This is a genomic window from Agrobacterium sp. M50-1, assembly GCF_049843495.1.
Lineage (GTDB): Bacteria > Pseudomonadota > Alphaproteobacteria > Rhizobiales > Rhizobiaceae > Agrobacterium > Agrobacterium radiobacter.
In genome coordinates, this window is sequence record NZ_JBBHZH010000003.1 from 18,594 (window position 1) to 36,713 (window position 18,120).

General features: G+C 60.0%; 15 protein-coding genes. 11 read left to right on the forward strand and 4 right to left on the reverse strand.

The annotated features are described in order from the left end of the window. Positions 1 to 153 precede the first annotated feature (153 nt). The gene (locus WDZ78_RS07665; RefSeq protein WP_425672719.1) at positions 154 to 1,500 is read left to right on the forward strand and encodes an MATE family efflux transporter; all 1,347 of its coding nucleotides are present in this window, start codon (positions 154 to 156) and stop codon (positions 1,498 to 1,500) included. Positions 1,501 to 1,538: 38 nt separating this feature from the next. On the opposite strand, the gene WDZ78_RS07670 is transcribed toward WDZ78_RS07665, so the two are convergent. Beyond that, on the reverse strand, positions 1,539 to 2,780 hold the full coding sequence (locus WDZ78_RS07670) for an ROK family transcriptional regulator (protein ID WP_020008973.1): 1,242 nt from the start codon (positions 2,778 to 2,780) through the stop codon (positions 1,539 to 1,541). A gap of 303 nt (positions 2,781 to 3,083) precedes the next feature. Between WDZ78_RS07670 and WDZ78_RS07675 the strand changes: the two genes are divergently transcribed. From WDZ78_RS07675 to WDZ78_RS07690, 4 genes are all read left to right on the forward strand, one after another. Then, positions 3,084 to 4,109 carry a substrate-binding domain-containing protein gene (locus WDZ78_RS07675; protein ID WP_425672960.1) on the forward strand — a complete coding sequence of 342 codons (1,026 nt, stop codon included), beginning with the start codon at positions 3,084 to 3,086 and terminating at the stop codon, positions 4,107 to 4,109. A gap of 232 nt (positions 4,110 to 4,341) precedes the next feature. Beyond that, entirely contained in the window at positions 4,342 to 5,427 is a 1,086-nt protein-coding gene (locus WDZ78_RS07680) for an ABC transporter permease (RefSeq protein ID WP_425672720.1), read from the forward strand. Further along, complete coding sequence (locus WDZ78_RS07685) at positions 5,424 to 6,239, forward strand: ATP-binding cassette domain-containing protein (protein ID WP_425672721.1); 816 nt, start codon at positions 5,424 to 5,426, stop codon at positions 6,237 to 6,239. The genes WDZ78_RS07680 and WDZ78_RS07685 overlap by 4 nt, the downstream gene beginning before the upstream one ends. Positions 6,240 to 6,352: 113 nt before the next feature. Then, the gene (locus tag WDZ78_RS07690; protein ID WP_425672722.1) at positions 6,353 to 7,957 is read left to right on the forward strand and encodes an FGGY-family carbohydrate kinase; all 1,605 of its coding nucleotides are present in this window, start codon (positions 6,353 to 6,355) and stop codon (positions 7,955 to 7,957) included. A gap of 25 nt (positions 7,958 to 7,982) precedes the next feature. On the opposite strand, the gene WDZ78_RS07695 is transcribed toward WDZ78_RS07690, so the two are convergent. Genes WDZ78_RS07695 through WDZ78_RS07705 form a run of 3 tightly spaced genes read right to left on the reverse strand, consistent with a single transcriptional unit; the run spans position 7,983 to position 10,917 of the window. Beyond that, a complete protein-coding gene (locus tag WDZ78_RS07695) occupies positions 7,983 to 8,804 on the reverse strand; it encodes a DeoR/GlpR family DNA-binding transcription regulator (protein WP_020008978.1) in 822 nt (273 codons plus the stop codon). 60 nt (positions 8,805 to 8,864) lie between these two features. After that, entirely contained in the window at positions 8,865 to 9,638 is a 774-nt protein-coding gene (locus WDZ78_RS07700; RefSeq protein ID WP_425672723.1) for an SDR family NAD(P)-dependent oxidoreductase, read from the reverse strand. Positions 9,639 to 9,648: 10 nt separating this feature from the next. Then, positions 9,649 to 10,917 carry an ADP-dependent glucokinase/phosphofructokinase gene (locus WDZ78_RS07705; RefSeq protein WP_425672724.1) on the reverse strand — a complete coding sequence of 423 codons (1,269 nt, stop codon included), beginning with the start codon at positions 10,915 to 10,917 and terminating at the stop codon, positions 9,649 to 9,651. 497 nt (positions 10,918 to 11,414) lie between these two features. Between WDZ78_RS07705 and WDZ78_RS07710 the strand changes: the two genes are divergently transcribed. The 6 genes from WDZ78_RS07710 (at position 11,415) to WDZ78_RS07735 (ending at position 17,657) form a co-directional block, all read left to right on the forward strand. Continuing rightward, positions 11,415 to 12,431 carry a hypothetical protein gene (locus WDZ78_RS07710; RefSeq protein ID WP_003504412.1) on the forward strand — a complete coding sequence of 339 codons (1,017 nt, stop codon included), beginning with the start codon at positions 11,415 to 11,417 and terminating at the stop codon, positions 12,429 to 12,431. A 115-nt stretch (positions 12,432 to 12,546) separates the two neighbouring features. Then, on the forward strand, positions 12,547 to 13,833 hold the full coding sequence (locus tag WDZ78_RS07715; protein ID WP_425672961.1) for an ABC transporter substrate-binding protein: 1,287 nt from the start codon (positions 12,547 to 12,549) through the stop codon (positions 13,831 to 13,833). Between the two features lie 217 nt (positions 13,834 to 14,050). Further along, positions 14,051 to 14,917: a carbohydrate ABC transporter permease gene (locus tag WDZ78_RS07720; RefSeq protein ID WP_099086759.1), complete on the forward strand. Its 867-nt coding sequence runs from the start codon at positions 14,051 to 14,053 to the stop codon at positions 14,915 to 14,917. Then, positions 14,914 to 15,747 (forward strand): carbohydrate ABC transporter permease, encoded by an 834-nt coding sequence (locus WDZ78_RS07725; RefSeq protein WP_020008984.1) that lies wholly within the window; start codon positions 14,914 to 14,916, stop codon positions 15,745 to 15,747. The genes WDZ78_RS07720 and WDZ78_RS07725 overlap by 4 nt, the downstream gene beginning before the upstream one ends. A gap of 4 nt (positions 15,748 to 15,751) precedes the next feature. Continuing rightward, positions 15,752 to 16,876, forward strand: coding sequence for an ABC transporter ATP-binding protein (locus WDZ78_RS07730; RefSeq protein WP_425672725.1), 1,125 nt, complete (start codon positions 15,752 to 15,754; stop codon positions 16,874 to 16,876). 52 nt (positions 16,877 to 16,928) lie between these two features. Continuing rightward, on the forward strand, positions 16,929 to 17,657 hold the full coding sequence (locus WDZ78_RS07735; protein ID WP_425672726.1) for an SDR family oxidoreductase: 729 nt from the start codon (positions 16,929 to 16,931) through the stop codon (positions 17,655 to 17,657). Positions 17,658 to 18,120 lie beyond the last annotated feature (463 nt).

Sequence of the window (18,120 nt, forward strand, 5' to 3'; positions counted from 1 at the left end):
GGCTTCAGGAGGCCTGCCGCTTGCATGACGCCCTGTCATTGGTGAACTCCTGCTCGTTCAAGCTGATCGCAATATCCCCTTTTGGGTAGTTGGTGCGGTGGCAATGCAAGCGCCCACTCAGAAAATCCGACTTGCCCATTTTGGAATGTTGAGATGAGTGAGCAAAACCGTTCGGCCTCCGTGCCGACCAATTCGTTCCTGCATGGATCGATTTCTTCCGTTTTTATTCGAACCAGCCTGCCGATCATCCTTGTGACCATGGTCAATGGGATGCTGATCGTTGCCGATGCTATGCTACTGGGTGCCTTTGTCGGGCCCGAAGCGCTTGGTGCGGTAACACTGGTCTTTCCTTTCTCCATGCTACTGGTAGCGGCGTCAGCTATTGTCGGTTCCGGCATGGCCAGCGTGCTCGGGCGCCGTCTTGGCGCGCGCGACATGTCAGAGGCTTGTGAGGTCCTCGCTTCAGCACAGGGTCTGGCTGTCGTGCTTGGTGTGGTTACGATCGCCCTGTTTTTCCTCGGTGGCGGCGTGATCGTTACCTGGATGGCAGGTGGCAACCAGCACCTCGCCGATACGGGGTGGCGCTTTCTGGCGGTCTCCTTTGTCGCAGCGCCGGTCATGTTTCTGCTGACAGTTCATTCGGACGCGCTCCGCACCGAGGGGCGCGTGGCGTTCATGGCCATGGCCGGTGTAATCCTGACGCTTGCGAATATTGCTCTCAATGCATTGCTGATCGGCTATTTCCAGTTCGGAGCCGCTGGTTCTGCTGGCGGAACTGCGCTGGCACAGCTAATTGCGCTTTTGCTCATCATTGGCTATCGCATGGCGGGCAAGGGCATTTTGCCAGTTGTCGGTTTTCGGATTGGTCGAAGTTGGGGTGAGATGCTGGCCCTGGGAATACCGAGAAGCATGAACTTCATCGGTCTCTCCCTGAGTTCCGCGGCGGTTCTATTTTCATTGCATCGCCTGAATCTTGGCAATCAGGAAACCATGGTGACCGCATATGGCGTCGTCATGCGTGTCATGACTTTCGCGTTTCTGCCCCTTATGGGCATGAGCCTCGCCCTACAGGCGATTGTCGGCAACACCATTGGGGCAGGACAAGCCGATCGGGCGTCGGATACATTGCGTTTGGCCATTTGTGTCAGTGCGGTTTATGGCCTCCTTACTCAGTTGACCCTGAGCCTGGCGCGCGATGGCCTTGGATGGCTCTTCGTGAGTGATGCCACGGTGGCGCTGGAAGTGGCCAGGATTGTTCCAGTCTATGTTGCCGCCTACTTCGCCTTCGGTCCTGTCCTGATGGCCGCGAGCTATGTACAAGCCGTTGGGAAGGTGCGTCAGACCGCAATCCTCTCGCTGGGCCGAACCTATCTGTTCGCCATTCCACTGACCCTGACACTTCCCTTGATCTGGGGGGAAACAGGCATCTGGGCGGCAGCGCCGATGGCAGACCTCATGATGCTCGTTCTGGCAGGGCTTATCTGGCGGCGAGACCGCTAGAAATCCGGTGAGACGTGTGACAACGCACGCTTTCTCGTTCACTTAAGCGCCGGGTGCGCACTATGGCGCAAAATCACCGTTTCGACGTTTTTTGCCTTCATCTGTTCCTCGACCACGAGAATAGCGGCGCCCATGACGCCTGCGTCCGGATCCGGGGGCGAGATCACCAGCTCCAGTTCTCTGGTTGCCAGTGGAAGCGAGCGTTTGTAGACCAGCTCGCGTATGCCGGCCAGAAGGTGGTCGTTGACGATCGCAAGTGTGCCGCCGATGACGATCATCTGCGGGTTGAGGATGCTCACGAGGCTCGTCATGACCTCGCCGAGAATGCGACCGGATTCCCTGACGAGGTGGATGGCAAGCGGTTGGCCAAGCTCCACCAGTCGGGTCACGTCACGGGCGGTGTGCGCCTCGATGCCCTCTCTCCGCAATTCGCGTGCGATTGCCCATCCGGCCGCGCGTGCCTCGACGCAGCCGATCTTGCCGCAGCGGCAGAGTGGTGCGGGTTCGCGCGCGAACTGGATATGGCCGATATCGCCTGCGGCACCTTGCGCGCCACGATAAAGGCGGCCTTCCGTAATGATGCCGCTGCCGATGCCCGTCCCGACCTTGACAAAAACCATCTCGCTGATGTTTGTCCGTCGCTGCCGATGGTCGCTCAACGCCAGAAGGTTCACGTCGTTTTCGGCGTAGACTGGAACGCCGAATCTTTCTTCAAGATGTTGCCTGATTTCGAAATTGTCCCATCCGACCATCACGGAAGGACCGACGACCCGGCCGTTGGCGTAGTCTACAGGGGCAGGCAGGCCTATGCCGATGCCCAGCACGTCGCCGGTTGTTTTGCCAATCCTCGATAAAAGTGCCTCGAACTGCTCTTCGATCCAGTTCAGAACCACAGCAGGGCCGCGCAGAATATCGAATGTTTCCGCGATTTCCGTGAGGATGCGCGGCTGCAGGTCGGTGACGGCGACGCGGATATGCTGCTCGCCGATGTCGACGGAGAGGACGACAGCAAAATCGCGGTTGAGATCAAGGGCCCGCGTCGGGCGTCCGCCGCTTGGAAGCGTTTCCTCCGTCTCGCGGATCAACCCCGCATCGATCAGGCCTGCGAGTTTCTGGTGTACGGTCGCCCGCGAGAGACCGGAAAGTTCAGTCAGGGCGCTGCGCGAACGGGCGCGACCCGAACCGACGAGCGACAAGAGCGCGGCGCTTGCCTTGATCGCGTTGAGATCGCCCTGCCATTCGCGAGGGGTAGATCCTTGTCCGGAGGTTGTGCTTGCCATTGCCGGTTCCCGTTCCTCACAGCGTCTTTGAGTGTCTGGCATGCGGCCGCGTGCCTGACGAGACTGCTTACCAACATTTGGTAGAAAATCCCCTTATAATCCGAAATTTCCGATATTGCTCCCGATATATGTATAAAAAAATACAAAATGGTAACTAGATAATGTTGACAGTATGCATAATTACGGTCAGTAATAATCGCGCCAAGACGGATTACGTCCTCCGGATGGGAGGGAGCGCTTGGTAATCTGGGAGGATTTCAAATGAAGTTTTTTGAAAAACCCGCTTCTGCGGGCAGTTTTGCCATGTCCGGACGTCTGGGCGCTGCAGCGCTCGCCTTGGGGGTAGGCCTTGCCTTCATTCCCTTGAACGCACAGGCTGAAGACATCCTTATCGGCGTTATCACAAAAACCGAAGCCAATCCGTTTTTTGCCAAGATCCGCGAAGGCGCAACCTTGAAGGCCAAGGAACTGGGTGGTGTGAAGATCCAGAGTTTCGCCGGCAAGTTCGACGGCGATAATGAAAGCCAGGTAGCTGCCGTCGAAAACCTGATCTCTGCCGGTGCAAAAGGCATTCTGATGGTGGCGAGCGACACCAAGGCGGTGGTGCCGGTGGTGGAGCAGGCCCGTAAGGCGGGTATCCTCGTCATCGCGCTCGATACGCCGCTGGAACCCGCCGATGCCGCCGATGCGACCTTTGCGACTGACAATTTCAAGGCGGGTGAACTGATCGGCTCCTGGGCCGCCAAAACGGTCGGCGATGCTTCCAAGGCCAAGGTCGCCTTTATCGATGCGCTTGAAAACCAGCCGACGGTGGATGTCGCCCGCGATCAGGGCTTCATGAAGGGTTTCGGCATCGATCCCAAGGACGTGACGCGTTATCTGGATGAAGACGACGAGCGCATCGTCGGCCACCAGTGGGGGCAGGGATCTGAAGAGGGCGGCCGCACCGGCATGGAAACGCTTCTCCAGAAAGACAGCGATCTGAATGTGGTCTACACCATCAACGAGCCGACCGCGGCCGGCGCTTATGAAGCGATGAAGGCGACCGGCAAGCAGGACTCCGTCATAATCACCTCTGTGGATGGTGGTTGCCCTGGCGTAAAAAACGTGAAGGCGGGCGTGATCGGCGCAACGTCGATGCAATATCCGCTCAAGATGGCGTCGCTTGGAGTCGATGCGATCGTCGAATATGTGAAGTCCGGCAAGAAGCCTGAGGCCAGCCCCGGCCTGCCGTTCTTCAACACCGGCGTCACGCTCGTCACTGACAAGCCGGTTGCCGGCGTTGACTCGATTACTTCCGATGAAGCGCTGAAGGCCTGCTGGGGCTGACTAGCCTTTGACGCCCCGTCCTCTCTAAGCCGCGGGGCGTCACTCCTGGCCAGGTCAGTTTCCGAATAAAAACCGTCTGGCCACGCTTTTTAAAAATTTGCCGTAACAGAACGCCGCACTTCCCTGCGGATGTGAAAAAGGCGCTCCAACGTGTTTAATCCGTGCATCGCATTTTCCGGCAGCCGGTCCTGTGTCCGGGTTGAAGCCGCAGACCTGCGAAGGGTGTATCTCGATGACTGAACCCAGCAAACATGCTTCGACTGGTCCGGCAGGCTTTGAGGCCGGTTCGATAGGAAAAGAAACATCTCATGCCGTGTTCGAGGATCAGGACACGAGCCCTCTTCGGAGGCTGCAACGTTTCCTGCACGGCAATCCAACGGTGGTGCCGTTCATTGTTCTTGCAGCCAGCGTTGGGGTGTTTTCCATCATCGTCGGCTCACGGTTTATTCAGCCTTTCAATCTTTCGCTCATTCTTCAACAGGTCACCATCATCGGCATTATCGGCATCGCCCAGACGCTGGTGATCCTGACGGCAGGCATCGACCTGTCGGTCGGCGCCATCATGGTATTGACCTCGACGCTCATGGGCCGCCTTGCCATTACAGCCGGGTTGCCACCGGAACTCGCCTTCCTTATCGGGCTCGGCGGCGGGCTGGGTTGCGGCCTCATCAACGGGTTTCTCATAACATATGTGCGTCTTCCGCCTTTCATCGTCACCCTCGGGAGCTGGAGCGTCTTCGGGGCGCTGAACCTCTGGTATTCCGGCAGCCAGACCATCCGTAGCCAGGAGGTGGCGGAGGTTGCACCGATCCTGCAATGGATGGGGGCTGCAATCCAGTTCGGCGGCGCTCGCATTACGCTCGGAACCGTGCTGATGCTCGCTCTTGCCGCTCTCGCCTGGTACGTGCTGAACCGCACCGCATTCGGCCGCCATGTATATGCGACCGGGGATGACCCGGATGCGGCGACGCTTGCGGGCATCGATACGCGCCGCGTGTTGCTGGCGGTATATGCCTGCGCGGGTCTCATCTCCGCCATCGGCGCCTGGGCGTTGATCGGCCGGGTCGGCGCAATCAGCCCGACCTCCGGATCGACTGCCAATCTGGATTCGATCACCGCGACGGTGATCGGCGGAACTTCGCTGTTCGGCGGACGCGGCACCATCATTGGCACCCTGATCGGCGCGCTGATCGTGGGGGTCTTTAGAAACGGTCTCGCGCTCGCGGGCCTCGATGCGCTGTGGCAGGAATTCGCTGTCGGCATTCTGATCGTGGCGGCCGTCGGCGTCGACCAGTGGCTCCGGAGAGTTTCGGCATGACAGGCGAACTTGCGCTCGAAGGTCGCGGGCTGACCAAACGGTACGGCAATGTCGTTGCCCTCAACGGGGCGGACTTCGAATTGCGTCGCGGCGAAATTCTTGCCGTGATCGGTGACAACGGCGCCGGAAAATCCACGCTCATCAAGGCGCTTGCCGGCGCGATTATCCCCGACACCGGCGAAATCCGGCTGGAAGGCAAACGTGTCGATTTCAGAACGCCGATGGATGCGCGCTCCGCCGGCATCGAAACGGTGTTTCAGAACCTTGCCCTTTCGCCGGCGCTTTCCATCGCCGACAATCTTTTCCTCGGGCGCGAAATGCGTGTGTCCGGCATCGGCGGATCGGTCTTTCGTCTGCTGGACCGCCCCCGCATGGCGACCGAAGCGCGGCGACACCTGTCGAACCTCGGTTTGATGACAGTGCAGGACATTCACCAGAGCGTCGAAACGCTGTCCGGCGGGCAGCGGCAGGGCATTGCCGTCGCCCGTGCCTGCGCGTTCGGTGGGCGCGTCGTCATTCTCGACGAGCCGACCGCAGCTCTTGGTGTCAAGGAATCCCGCAAGGTTCTCGACATGATCCTTAGCATTCGCGACAAGGGCCTGTCGATCGTGCTTATCAGCCACAACATGCCGCATGTGTTTGAAATCGCCGACCGTATCCACATCCACAGGCTCGGCAGGCGGGCGGCCGTCGTCAATCCGCGAGACATCACCATGTCCGATGCCGTGGCGATCATGACCGGCGCCATGGCTGCTGCCGATATCGATCCGCCGGGCCGGTGCGCCCATGCCGCTGCCAGCCCGACAACGTGAAGAATGGCAACGTGAAGAACGGCAGTGTTTCAGTCCCACCCAATTGCGAGATCCCATGCCCCTGAATGATGCCCACGCCATACTTGTCAGCAGTCGCCGGGGGACGTGAGATCATGGCCGATACCTATATGATCGGCATGGATTTCGGCTCGGAATCGGCGCGCGGCATTCTCGTCAATGCCCGCACCGGCGCGCAGGAAGGTCACCATGTCCATCCGTATCGCAACGGCATTCTGACGCATTCGCTGCGCGGTCGAAGCCTTCCGGCCAATTTCGTGCTTCAGGTCGCGGACGATTACACGGAAGCCGCCGAGATCATTCTGTCGGCGCTCGGTAACGGTCGCAATGTTGCGGGAATAGGTATCGATTTCACCGCGTCTTCCCCCATGCCCGCACGCGCCGACGGTACGGCGCTTTCAGTGCTTTATCCGGATGAACCGCATGCCTATGTGAAGCTCTGGAAACACTCGGCGCAGGCTCATGCCGATGCGATCAATGCTCTGGGCGGTGATTACCTTGGAAACTTCGGCGGAAAGCTCTCCGGCGAATGGATGCTTGCCAAGGCGGCGCAAATGCGCGCTGAAGCACCCGCATTATGGGCCGAAACCGGGCGCTTCATCGAGGCGGGAGACTGGCTGGTCTGGCAACTTACCGGCAAGGAGGCGCGAAGCCTCGACTTTGCCTCCTACAAGGTGCAGTTCTCCCGGGAAACCGGCTATCCGGAGGACGTGGTGCCGGGGCTTGCGGAGCGTCTTTCAAAACCGCTTCAGGTCGGTAGTTCGGCCGGTTCCCTGACGCCGGAGTGGCGTCGCCGTACCGGGATTACAGGCGACGCCGTCGTTGCGGTTTCGGTTATCGACAGCCATGTCGTGCTGCCTGCGGTCGGCGCCGTCGGCCCCGGTGTTTTTGTCGGCGCGCTCGGAACCTCTGCCGGTTTTCTCATTCTGGACGGCGAAGGACGCGGCCTGCCGCCGGGGCTAGAAGGGGCGGCCTTTGGTGCAGCCCTGCCGGATCTGTGGTGTTACGAGGCGGGGCAGGCGGCGTTCGGCGATATGCTGGCCTGGTATGTGAAAACCTTTCCGCGCGATGAAGACCTTTCCCGCAACTTCGCCCTGCATAATGAGGCGGCGCAGGCGGTCAGTCCGGGCGAGGGCGGTGTTCTCGCGCTCGACTGGTTTGCGGGAAACCGCATTCCGCTCGCCGACTCCATGCTGTCGGGATTGCTGGTGGGCCTCAGCCTGAAATCGACCTCGGCCGGAATCTACCGGGCGCTGATCGAGGCGCTGTGTTTCGGCACGCGATCCATTCTGGACATGGCGATAGCGGGCGGTGTGCCGATCAGCCGTATCGTGATGACGAGCGGTCTGGCCCGCAGCAACCCTTTTCTGGTGCAGACGATGGCGGATGTGTTCGGGCGCACAATCGAGGTTCCTGATGTGGAGAACCCGACGGCGCTCGGCGCGGCAATCCATGCGGCGGTGGCGGCCGGGATCGTTGGCTCTTTTGCCGAGGGCGCAGAAAGGCTCGGTGCGCGCAGCCTTCGCGAATTTGTGCCGAACCTGCGCCATTTCGAAAAATACGAGACGCTTTATGCCGAATATCGCCGGCTTGCGGCGGACGAGGAACTCCGGCGAGCCATGCGCTCGCTTCATCTGTTTGCCGCACGTCAAAATGCACATTCGCAACCGCAATCGCCGAACGCCGAGGCGGCACAGTGAATTTGGCGATGGAAACGGCGGTTCGTCAGGTCAGTGGCGCAGGGGCGGCGGGCGAAACCAGCGTCACCTTGCACTCCGTAGCTTTGAGCGACGTCATCGCATCCTGCGAAATGCCGTTATCGGTGATGACCTCATCTATCTGCGAAATATCCGAAAGCGTGCAGAACCCGGGCGCCGCGAATTTCGAGCTGTCGACCAGAAGCACGGTCTTGCGGGCCGCGGCGATCATGGCGCGCTTGAGCGAAGCCACTTCCAGCGAAGTTTCCGTCAGCAGCGTGCCGGTAACCGCCGAAGCCCCCGTCATGCAGATATCGGCATGCAGCGTTTTGATGAAGCTTTCCCCCGGCTCGCCAGCAAGATGGCGATGCCCCGGCCGCACCGTGCCGCCCGGCAGGATGGTGCGCCAGGATTTGATGTCGGCGGCGAAATCGGCGATCTGCAGGCTGTTGGTCACCACCGTCAACGGAAGGTCGCGTTCGGCGGCGGCCCGCACCGCCTCCATGACCGTCGAGGAGCTGTCGAAGATGACGCTGTCACCGGCACTCAGCCGCTCCGCCGCCTCGCGGCCGATCGCAACTTTTTCCGCGTGCTGAAGCGCTGCATTGACCGTCATCTCCCTTTCGAAGGTCGCACGCATCGGCTGCAACAGATGCGCACCGCCGTGGGTGCGCTCGAGATAGCCTTTTTCCACCAGATGCTCGAGATCACGCCGCACGGTCGATTGCGATCCGCCGATCGTATCCGCGAGCTCCTGAATGCCCGCCGCGCCATTGATGCGCAGGTGCTCCAGAATGAGCGCCCGTCTTTTGGCGGGAACCATATCAACACGCTTGCTCGAAGACTCCATGCAATCACCCGGTTTTCGGCCCGCAAAAACGCGCCGATTCTCTCCAATGTCCGTCAAGCTCTACCAAATCGTGTATCCGCAATCCACCGCAACGATTGTGCCCGTCATGGCGCTGGCGGCGTCCGACGCCAGAAACAGGATCGGCGCGGCGATCTCATCGGGCCTTGCGACGCGTTTCATCGGCGTCATTTCCATCCAGACCGGCATCAGCGTTTCGTCTAAAAAGCCGCCCCGCGACATGACGGTATCGACATAGGTGGGCGCAACGCAATTGACCCGAACGCCGCGCTCAGCCCATTCGCCCGCGAGGCACCGCGTCATGTGGTGAACGGCGGCCTTTGCCGTGTTGTAATGCACCTGCCGCTGCGGCTTGTTGGAAATCAATCCGGACATCGAACCGAGGGTGACGATGGAGCCGTGTCCCCGCGCCAGCATCGGCCGGGCGAATTCACGGCATGACCAGTAAGCGCCGTTGAGATCGACATCCACCACCTTCAGCCAGACCTCGTCGCTCATCTCTTCGCCCGGCGTGTCCGGCCAGGCGATGCCGGCATTGGAGATCAGGATGTCGACGGCGCCGAAGCGGTCGTTGGCGGCCCGCGCGGCCTCGGCGACGGCTTTCGCATCCGTTACATCCAGCTGCATGGCATCCGCCGCATGGCCTTGTGCCTTCAGTTCCGAGAGACCCGTCTCCAGCACCTCGGCATTCATGTCGGAAATGATGACATGCGCGCCTGCTTCCGCCAGCGCTTGCGCCGTCGCAAGGCCGATGCCGCGCCCGCCGCCGGTGATGAAGGCGGTTTTTCCATCCAGACGAAATCGTTCGAGAAACATCGTTTTTCCTTTAGGCATGTTTGAGGGCGGCGGGGGCGGTCGCGACGCCGGGATTGCCGAGAACGAGAAGGCACCCGGCCGTGAAACTGTCGCCGAGGCCGAGCGTGGTGGCGGGCTTTTCAACATAAGGCGAGGCGCAGGCAACAAAGGTCCAGCGGCCTTTCCGCACGCGATTGTCGAAGGGCAACGCGTGGAACTGCGCCAGCGCATCGGTACGGATCGCGTTTGCCGGCTCCCCATTGGCGGCCCGGGCGCTAGCAATGGCGCATCCGGCCATCAGCGCCAGTTCCTCCTCGTCGGGGTCGTTGCGTGTCACAGCAGCGGCCCAGGTGTCAGCATGCACGCAGACGCGGTCTATATCCAGCCGGTCTCCAAGAGCGATCAGCGCCTCCATCGGATGCTGGGCGGCGCTATCCATTGCCAGCAGTTCCGAATGGCTCATGCCGAGCGAACTGATTGCACCGCTGGCCTGATCGAGCAGCTCGCTTACGGCGTCCTGCGAAGCATAACCGGCAAGCTCGAAATGCACCGTCTTCAAGCCCGCATCCATCCAGTCGCGGCTGAGCGCAAAGACATGGCGGGCGGCGGCGCCGACATTTTCGGCTGCTTCATCGTTAAGGCCGGACAGAAGGCCGGCAGCGGCGGTGGAGGCGCGCTTTCGTGATACCGCCTCGAATGCTGCATCATGCTGGATACCACGATCACAGAAACGTACGATGATGCGTGTCGAACGATTGGGTATGAGCGCACCGATTGGCTTGCCCGCCGTGAATTCGAAGATGAATATTTCGGGAATATGCCGTTCTGTCGGCGTCACTTCCGCTGCCGTTTTGAGCGCATTGCCCTCGGCCAATAAAACGCCCGGGGGGATCTGGCGAAGCTGCTGCTCGTGGCGATCCTCCAGCGCCACCAGAGACGCGACGCCGAGCCGCGAAAGCACCCAGGCGGCCTGCGGGCCGGTGCCGCCCAGCGCGTAGCGAACATCCAGATGGTCGCGCAGCCATTGCGGGCCGTCCACCCAGTCGGCGCGTACTTCGCCGCCGATACCCTTTGCGGCGCGCGCCAGCAACATGGCGGCGAATTGACCCGCTGGCGTTTCGGCTGGAGCATCTAGAAGCGGCTGCATATTGTGCATGTCGACCCGTGCATCGACACAGGTGGACATGCCGCACAAAAACAGCCCCGCCCGCGAAAGCGCCGATGTTCCAATCGGGCCGGAGCGCGGATCTGCAAGCGCGGCATAACGCTCCCCCCAGTCGCCTGTAAAAACGTCACCCATAGCCGAGTATCTCCTCCTCACGCGGCGATGATGTCAATTGCTACCATTATCTCTCAAATCGTCAACGAGATTTTGCGCTGAAAATGTTATTTTGCCAGAATTTGCGCAATGCAGCGCATTTTTAGAGCGGCGCAGCACATGTTTTGCGCATGCGAACGTCTTGGGCGGCGTATTGACCGCTAATTTGCCAAAAATAAAGACATTTCAAGCGTGTGGGCTGACGCCCATTATAGCGCTGATGTTTTGTTGATGCGGCATGAAAAGACGCTGGAAAACGTCTGGGTGAGCAATTTAAAGTATTGATTTATTTTTATAAAAATCGAGCTTTTGAAGCTTTTGATCCCATCCTTCGGTTAAGAATATGGGGCGAGCTGTCTTCGTTTAGAGAGAAAAAGATAGCTATTGACAGAATATGAGAAGTAGCCGTTTATAAATGCAAGTCTGCGGTCGCAATCGAAGCGCTGGCAGCCGAACTCCAACATTCATTGAGGGCTACGATGGTCACGAGACTCGACAGAAAACTGGCGAATATTCGCGCAGGGCGTTACAAACCGACTGATTTTATCATTGCCGATGCGAAGGACAGCGATGTCGGCGCGGGTGTCTCCGCCACCGGTTTCGATTATTCCGTCAAGCCGCCACGCCGTCGCACCCGCCAGGAATTCATCACCCAGATCGAGGAGATCATCGATCAGGACGTGGTCGACATCATGCTGGTGTCGCAGTCCAATCTCGATCTGCTGGACGAGCGCGGCGCGTTTTCCGGCAGCGAGGTGAAACCGGCCATTCGCGGCAATCTGGAAAGCATGTGCTGGGGCGGCGTGCGGCATGGCACCTATACACAGTCGCCATCCGTCCCGTTCCGCGATACGGGCCTTGCCCGCGCCATCGCCAACTACCCGACCTCGGGCACCGATCTCTGCCTTTATTCGGTGTGCTTCACCAACGATCTCGACCGTGACATATGCACGCTGAAAGCTTTCGCCGAGTTCCGCGCCGAAGCGTCGAAGCACAATTTCAAATATTTCTATGAGGTCTTCAACCCGAATGTCGATATCGGTCTTACGCGCGAGCAGACCGGCGAGTTTGTCAATGACCACATCATCAAGTCACTGGCGAGCGTGCCGCGTGCCGAACGGCCGCTGTTTCTCAAGATGCCCTATAACGGGCCGAAGGCGCTGGAGGAACTCGCCTCGTTCGATTCCGAGCTGATCGTCGGCGTTCTTGGCGGCGGAGCGGGCACTACCCGCGATACGTTTGAGCTAGTGGCGCAGTCGGAGCGTTACGGTGCGCGGCTCGCGCTGTTCGGGCGCAAGATCAATCTGGCTGAAGCACCGCTCAATCTGATCGTGCTGATGCGCGCGGTTGCCGACGGCGCCCTGAAGCCGGAAGAGGCGGTTCGCGCCTATCATGGCGAGCTGCAGACACTGGGGCTTTCCCCGGTACGCCCGCTCGCTGACGACCGCGTCATTACCGAGGATGTGCTGAAAGCGGCGGCGGCCAAGGCAGCCTGATAGCTGCCGGCATTTCGAGTGAACGCGGCTCTGGGGAGGGCCGCGACAAAATCGGGCGGCAGGTCCGCCGGCGTCTTTAAACAATGCGTCTTTAAACAATAAAGGGAGGAATATGATGAGGAAGACGTTGTTTCTTGCAACGACAGTTCTGACTGCCGTTCTGTCCGCTGCTGTCGCGAGCGCCGCGCAGAAAGAAGTGACCGTATGGTCATGGTTCGTGCAAAGCACCATGAAGAAGTCGATCGCGGCCTTCGAGAAGGCCCATCCCGACGTGAAGGTGAACTACACCTATTACAATTATTCTCCGGAATATATCACGGCGCTGAAGGCGGCGGCGGCATCCGGGAGTTTGCCTGACATCATCGGCCTGCAGCCGGGGTCCCTCACACAGCAATATCGCGATAATCTGGAGCCCGTAAACGACCGCGCCGCCAAACAATGGGGTGCAACGTGGGAGGAGAAGATTTTCCCCGTCAACCGCAAACAGATGTTGATGGGCAACCCCGCCGGCGACAAGAATTTCTACATCATTCCCCAGGAGTCGCAGGTTCTGTGCATCTGGTACAACCGCAAGCTCTTCGAAAAACACAATATCGCTGTGCCGAAGACCTATGCGGAACTGAAGGCTGCCGCCAAGGCGCTGAGCGATAACGGTCTTATCCCGATGTTTCAGGGGGCTGCGGACGGCTGGCAGAACGAAAACGTCTTCCTGATGCTCGCCAACCAGTTTTCCCCCGGCATCGTCGACAAGGCGCAGGCGGGTGAAACGCCGTGGACCGCGCCGGAGTTGGTGGCCGCCATGAAGGCGTGGAAGGGCCTCTTCGATGACGGCATCTTCCAGCAGGGCGCGCTTGGCGCGCATGCCTATCCGACCGGCGCGCAGCTCTTCGCACAGGGCAAGGTGGGCATGATGGCGCTTGGCTCCTGGTGGATGCAGGAAAGCAAGTTCCCGCCGCCGCTCTCCGAATATGTACAGAACATGGACGGGTTCGACTTTTTCTACATGCCACCCGTCAAGGAGGGCAACAAGGCAAGCCCACCTGTCGGCGGCATCGACATCGGTTACGGCCTGACGAAAAATGGCGGCAAGAATGACGCCGCATGGACCTTCCTTGCTGAACTGACCAACGGTGTCGGTCTGCAGGAGGCGCTGAACGACCTGAACGATCTGCCGGCCTTCGAAGGCCATATGCCGAAGGGCGATATTACCGACCACGTCAAGCAATTGTCGGCGCGGTTTATGGCAGATCTGCCCAAGGCTGAAAACCAGCGCTTTTCTTCGCCGACCGTGGCTGAGGCGCTGGACAACGCCCTGGCGGGCGTCGCCGCCGGTAGCATCGAAGCCGAGGCCGCGCTGGCCAAGGTGGACGAGGCGACCAAGAAAGCGCTCGCGTCAAAGTGACAGGCGGCCTCAAGATGCCGGGCGTTGCCAAATGCGCCCGGCGGGTTGAAGCGCATCGACCGCGACAAGACCTCCCGGGTGCGCTTCAACACCTTTCGATGCCGTTTCGTTTGATGGCGGCGTGATTATCAATCGGTGAGAACCCATGCGTGCAGAAGTTTTAAGGGCCGGCGCTACGCCTGTTATCATTGAACGCAGCAGAGTTTCGAGGACGTCCATGCTTTATGTCTTCGCCCTTCCTGCCGTTCTGCTGTTCGTCGTTTTCATTGCCTATCCAATCCTCTGGGTGACGGGACAGAGCTTCTATGCGGCTTCCGGCGAGGCGCGCAGCTTTGCGGGATTTTCGAATTACGCCACGGTTCTTGGTGACCCCACCTTCTGGACCGTCGTGCGCAACATGGCGCTCTGGGGTGTCATCACCATTCCGGTCCAGATGCTGGTGGGCGGGGTGCTCGCCTGGTTCATCGAACGGCACACGGACCGGCTGCGCGGTTTCTTCCGCACCATGTTCTTCCTGCCCGTCGTCACTTCCGTTTCGGTGGTCAGCCTTGTCTGGGTACAGATTTACGCGCCCTATTACGGCATCGCGCAGGAATATCTGAAATATGCTGGCATCGTCATGTCGACCTCGCCGATCGGCGATCCCAAAACGGCGATCTATGCCCTCATCGTCGTCAATATCTGGCAGTGGACCGGGTTTTCCATGCTGATGTATATCGCCGGCATCGCCAACATGCCGTCTGAAGTGCTGGATGCGGCGCGCATCGATGGCGCGAAGGGTTTGAAGCTTGCCGCCCATGTCGTGGTTCCCATGCTGGCGCCCGCCACGAAATCGTTGCTGCTTCTCGGCGTCATCGGCACCCTTCAGACCTTTCCCATCGTGCATCTGATGACCGGCGGCGGCCCGAACCGGGCAAGCGAGGTTTTCGGCACCTTCATCTTCAAGCAGAGCTTTGTGCTGGGCGATACCGGCAGCGGTGCAGCGCTTTCCGTGATTGTTCTTGTCGTGGCGCTTGGCCTTTCGCTGCTGCAGATCGCGGCGCTGGGCGCGCGGCTGACGCCTGCCGGAAAGGATCGGTCATGACGGCTTTTGCCCGTAACCGCGCACGCGGCCTTCTCATTCATGCGGTGCTGTTCATCGTGCTCGGCATCTGGATGGTCCCGCAGGTCTATATGCTGTCCGTTGGTCTGAGAACGCCGGCGCAGGCTTTCGACGCCGCGCTCTTCACATGGCCGGTGACCTTCGACAATTTCATCACGGTCATCCGCGACAATCCGCTCGGCGGCATCTTCCTGAACAGCCTGATCGTGACCGTCGCGACGGTGGCGATCGTGGTCGCCGTATCCTCGCTTTTTGCCTTCTCCATCGCCATCCTTCGGCTCAAAGGCACGCTGTTCCTCTACACCACACTTCTGACCACGCTCATGGTGCCGCTCGCCTCGATGGTGTTGCCGCTTGCCATTCTCCTGAAGAATTTCGGCTGGGTGAACACCTATATCGGCCTCATATTGCCCTATGCCGCCCTTGGCGTGCCCTTTGCCATGGTCATTCTGAAATCCTTCATGGAAGACGCCCCGCGTGAACTGTTCGAGGCGGCCAAAGTGGATGGCTGCAACGCCTGGCAGACCTACTGGCATGTGGCGCTGCCGCTGGTGCGCCCGGCGCTGGTCTTTGTCACCATCTGGCAGTTCATCGTCACCTGGAACGAATTTTTCCTGGCGCTGATCGTGCTGACGAAAAGCGAGATGAAGACGCTCACCATCGTGCCGATGCAATATTCCGGCCTCTACATGGCCAATCCCGGCGCGCTGTTTGCGGTGCTGACCCTGATCGCGCTCCCCCTCATTCTTCTTTATGTGCTGGTGCAGCGCGCCTTCGTGCGCGGCCTGACTGCCGGTGCGGTGAAAGGCTAGACCCATGGCGATGCTTTCGATCGACAAAATCACAAAGGCCTTCGGCAGCCTGACGGTCATTCCCGAATTGTCGCTGACCATAGAGGATGGCGAATTCTGCGTGCTGGTCGGCCCGTCGGGCTGTGGAAAATCCACGCTGCTGCGCATCATCGCCGGGCTGGAGCCGATCAGTTCGGGCCGCGTGCTGGTGGATGGCGCGGATATGAGTGATGCCGAGCCGCCCGAACGCGGCGTCGCCATGGTTTTCCAGTCCTATGCGCTTTATCCTCATATGAATGTTGCCCGCAATATCGGCTTCGGGCTGGAAATCGCCCGGACGCCAGCGGCTGAAATCGGCGAGCGGGTGGGGCGGGCGGCCGGCAAACTCAAGCTTTCGAGCTACCTGAAACGCAAGCCGCGCGAATTGTCCGGCGGTCAGCGCCAGCGTGTCGCCATCGGCCGCGCGATGACGCGCAAGCCGAAGCTGTTCCTGCTCGATGAACCGCTTTCCAACCTCGATGCGGCTCTGCGCGTCGGAATGCGGGTGGAGATCGCGCGGCTGAAGGCGGAACTCGGCTGCACGATGATCTATGTCACACACGACCAGGTGGAAGCGATGACGCTTGCCGACAAGATCGTCGTCATGAATGGCGGCCGTATCGAGCAGATCGGCTCGCCGCTTGCGCTTTACCAGCGTCCCGCCAATCTTTTCGTTGCGGGTTTCATCGGTTCGCCCGCCATGAACCTTCTGAAAGCGCGCGTTGTCGCCGTCGCAGAAGGCATCGCCACCGTGTCTCTCGCGACCGGCCCCTCCCTAGACATTGCGGTTTCAAGGCCGCTTGAATCTGGCGACACCGTTACCCTCGGCATCCGCCCCGAACATATTGCAATCGGCGATGGGCAGGGCGGACAGTCCTATCAGATGAAAGCGACGATGGTCGAACTGCTCGGCAGCGATACTTTCATCCATGTCCGCGAGGGCGAGGAAACGATCACCATAAGAGACAGTCTTGGCCGCATGGCGCGCGCGGGCGACCGCATAGCCGTGTCGTTCCCGGCTGCCGCCTGCCATCTGTTCGATGCGAACGGGCAGAGAGTGTCGCGGGATATGAAGATCGCGCAGGAGACTGAAGCGGTGCGGATCAATTGAAACGTTGTGAAGGGCGCGGAATCTTCGGCGCCATGAGGGAGGAAGACGGGAAATGACGGATTTTCAGGGCAGAACGATCCTTGTGACGGGCGGCAGCGGCGGTATTGGCGGGGAAACGGTTCGCCATCTCGTGCGCGCCAATGCCGATGTCATCGCGGCAGGGCGTTCGCAAGAGGCGCTCGCGGCCATCGCGAAAGAAACCGGTTGCCGCACACTGGCGTTCGATCTCGCCCGCGACGAAGAAATCCGCGCCGCGCTGGAGGGGCTGGATCTATGGGGGGTCGTCAATTGCGGCGGTTTCGGCGGTGAGATCGCCACGCCGATGGACACGGATATCGCCATTTTCGACAAGGCCATCACCATCAATGCGCGTGGTGCGCTGCTGGTGACGAAATATGCCAGCCAGTCCATGGTGAGGCTCGGCAAGGGCGGCGCCATCGTCAACGTGTCCAGCCAGGCAGCCCTTGTGGCGTTGCCGGGCCACATTTCCTACGGCTCGTCCAAAGCAGCTCTTGACAACATTACCCGCTGCTCGGCGCTGGAGCTCGGCCGCTATAATATCCGCGTCAACAGCGTCAATCCAACCGTCGTCATGACGCCGATCTCGTCTGGCCACTGGAGCCAGCCGCATGTGGCCGAGCCTTTCCTTAAGCAGATGCCGCTTGGCCGGTGGGCCAGCGAAGCGGAAATCGCCGCCCCCATCGTCTTTTTGCTCAGCGACGCAGCCTCAATGATTACTGGCGTTTCGCTGCCTGTCGACGGTGGGTTCACCTGCCGCTGATCGCCATCAATGTTCGGTGTCGCGTTACTGGGGAGCGAGCAGATGGAGTGACGCACCACGCTGAGGGAGATAGATAAAAAGCCATTCATGAAGAGGGCTACGTTCATTCTAAGAGAGGAAGCCCGAAAAGGTAACGCGATCTACTCGGCGACCAAAGCAGCGCTTCATTCCTTTGCTCTGTCGCAGCAGTTTTCAACTGCGCGACACCAGCGTTCGGGTGCAGGAAATCGCACCGCCGTGGGTGGACACCGATCTGATCTACAAAAGCGGTGACTCACGCGCCGTGCCACTTCCCGATTTTATCGAGCAAACCCTCGTCGCGCTCGCCACAGACGACCCCCGAAGCAACCGTCGATGCCATCTATATGACAATCGAGGAGCGAAGGAGCACGGCCTTTTCGAAGCAATCAATCGACGGGTTATCGATAACCCGATTCCGGTCGGAGCTTGAAGAAATGGCAGA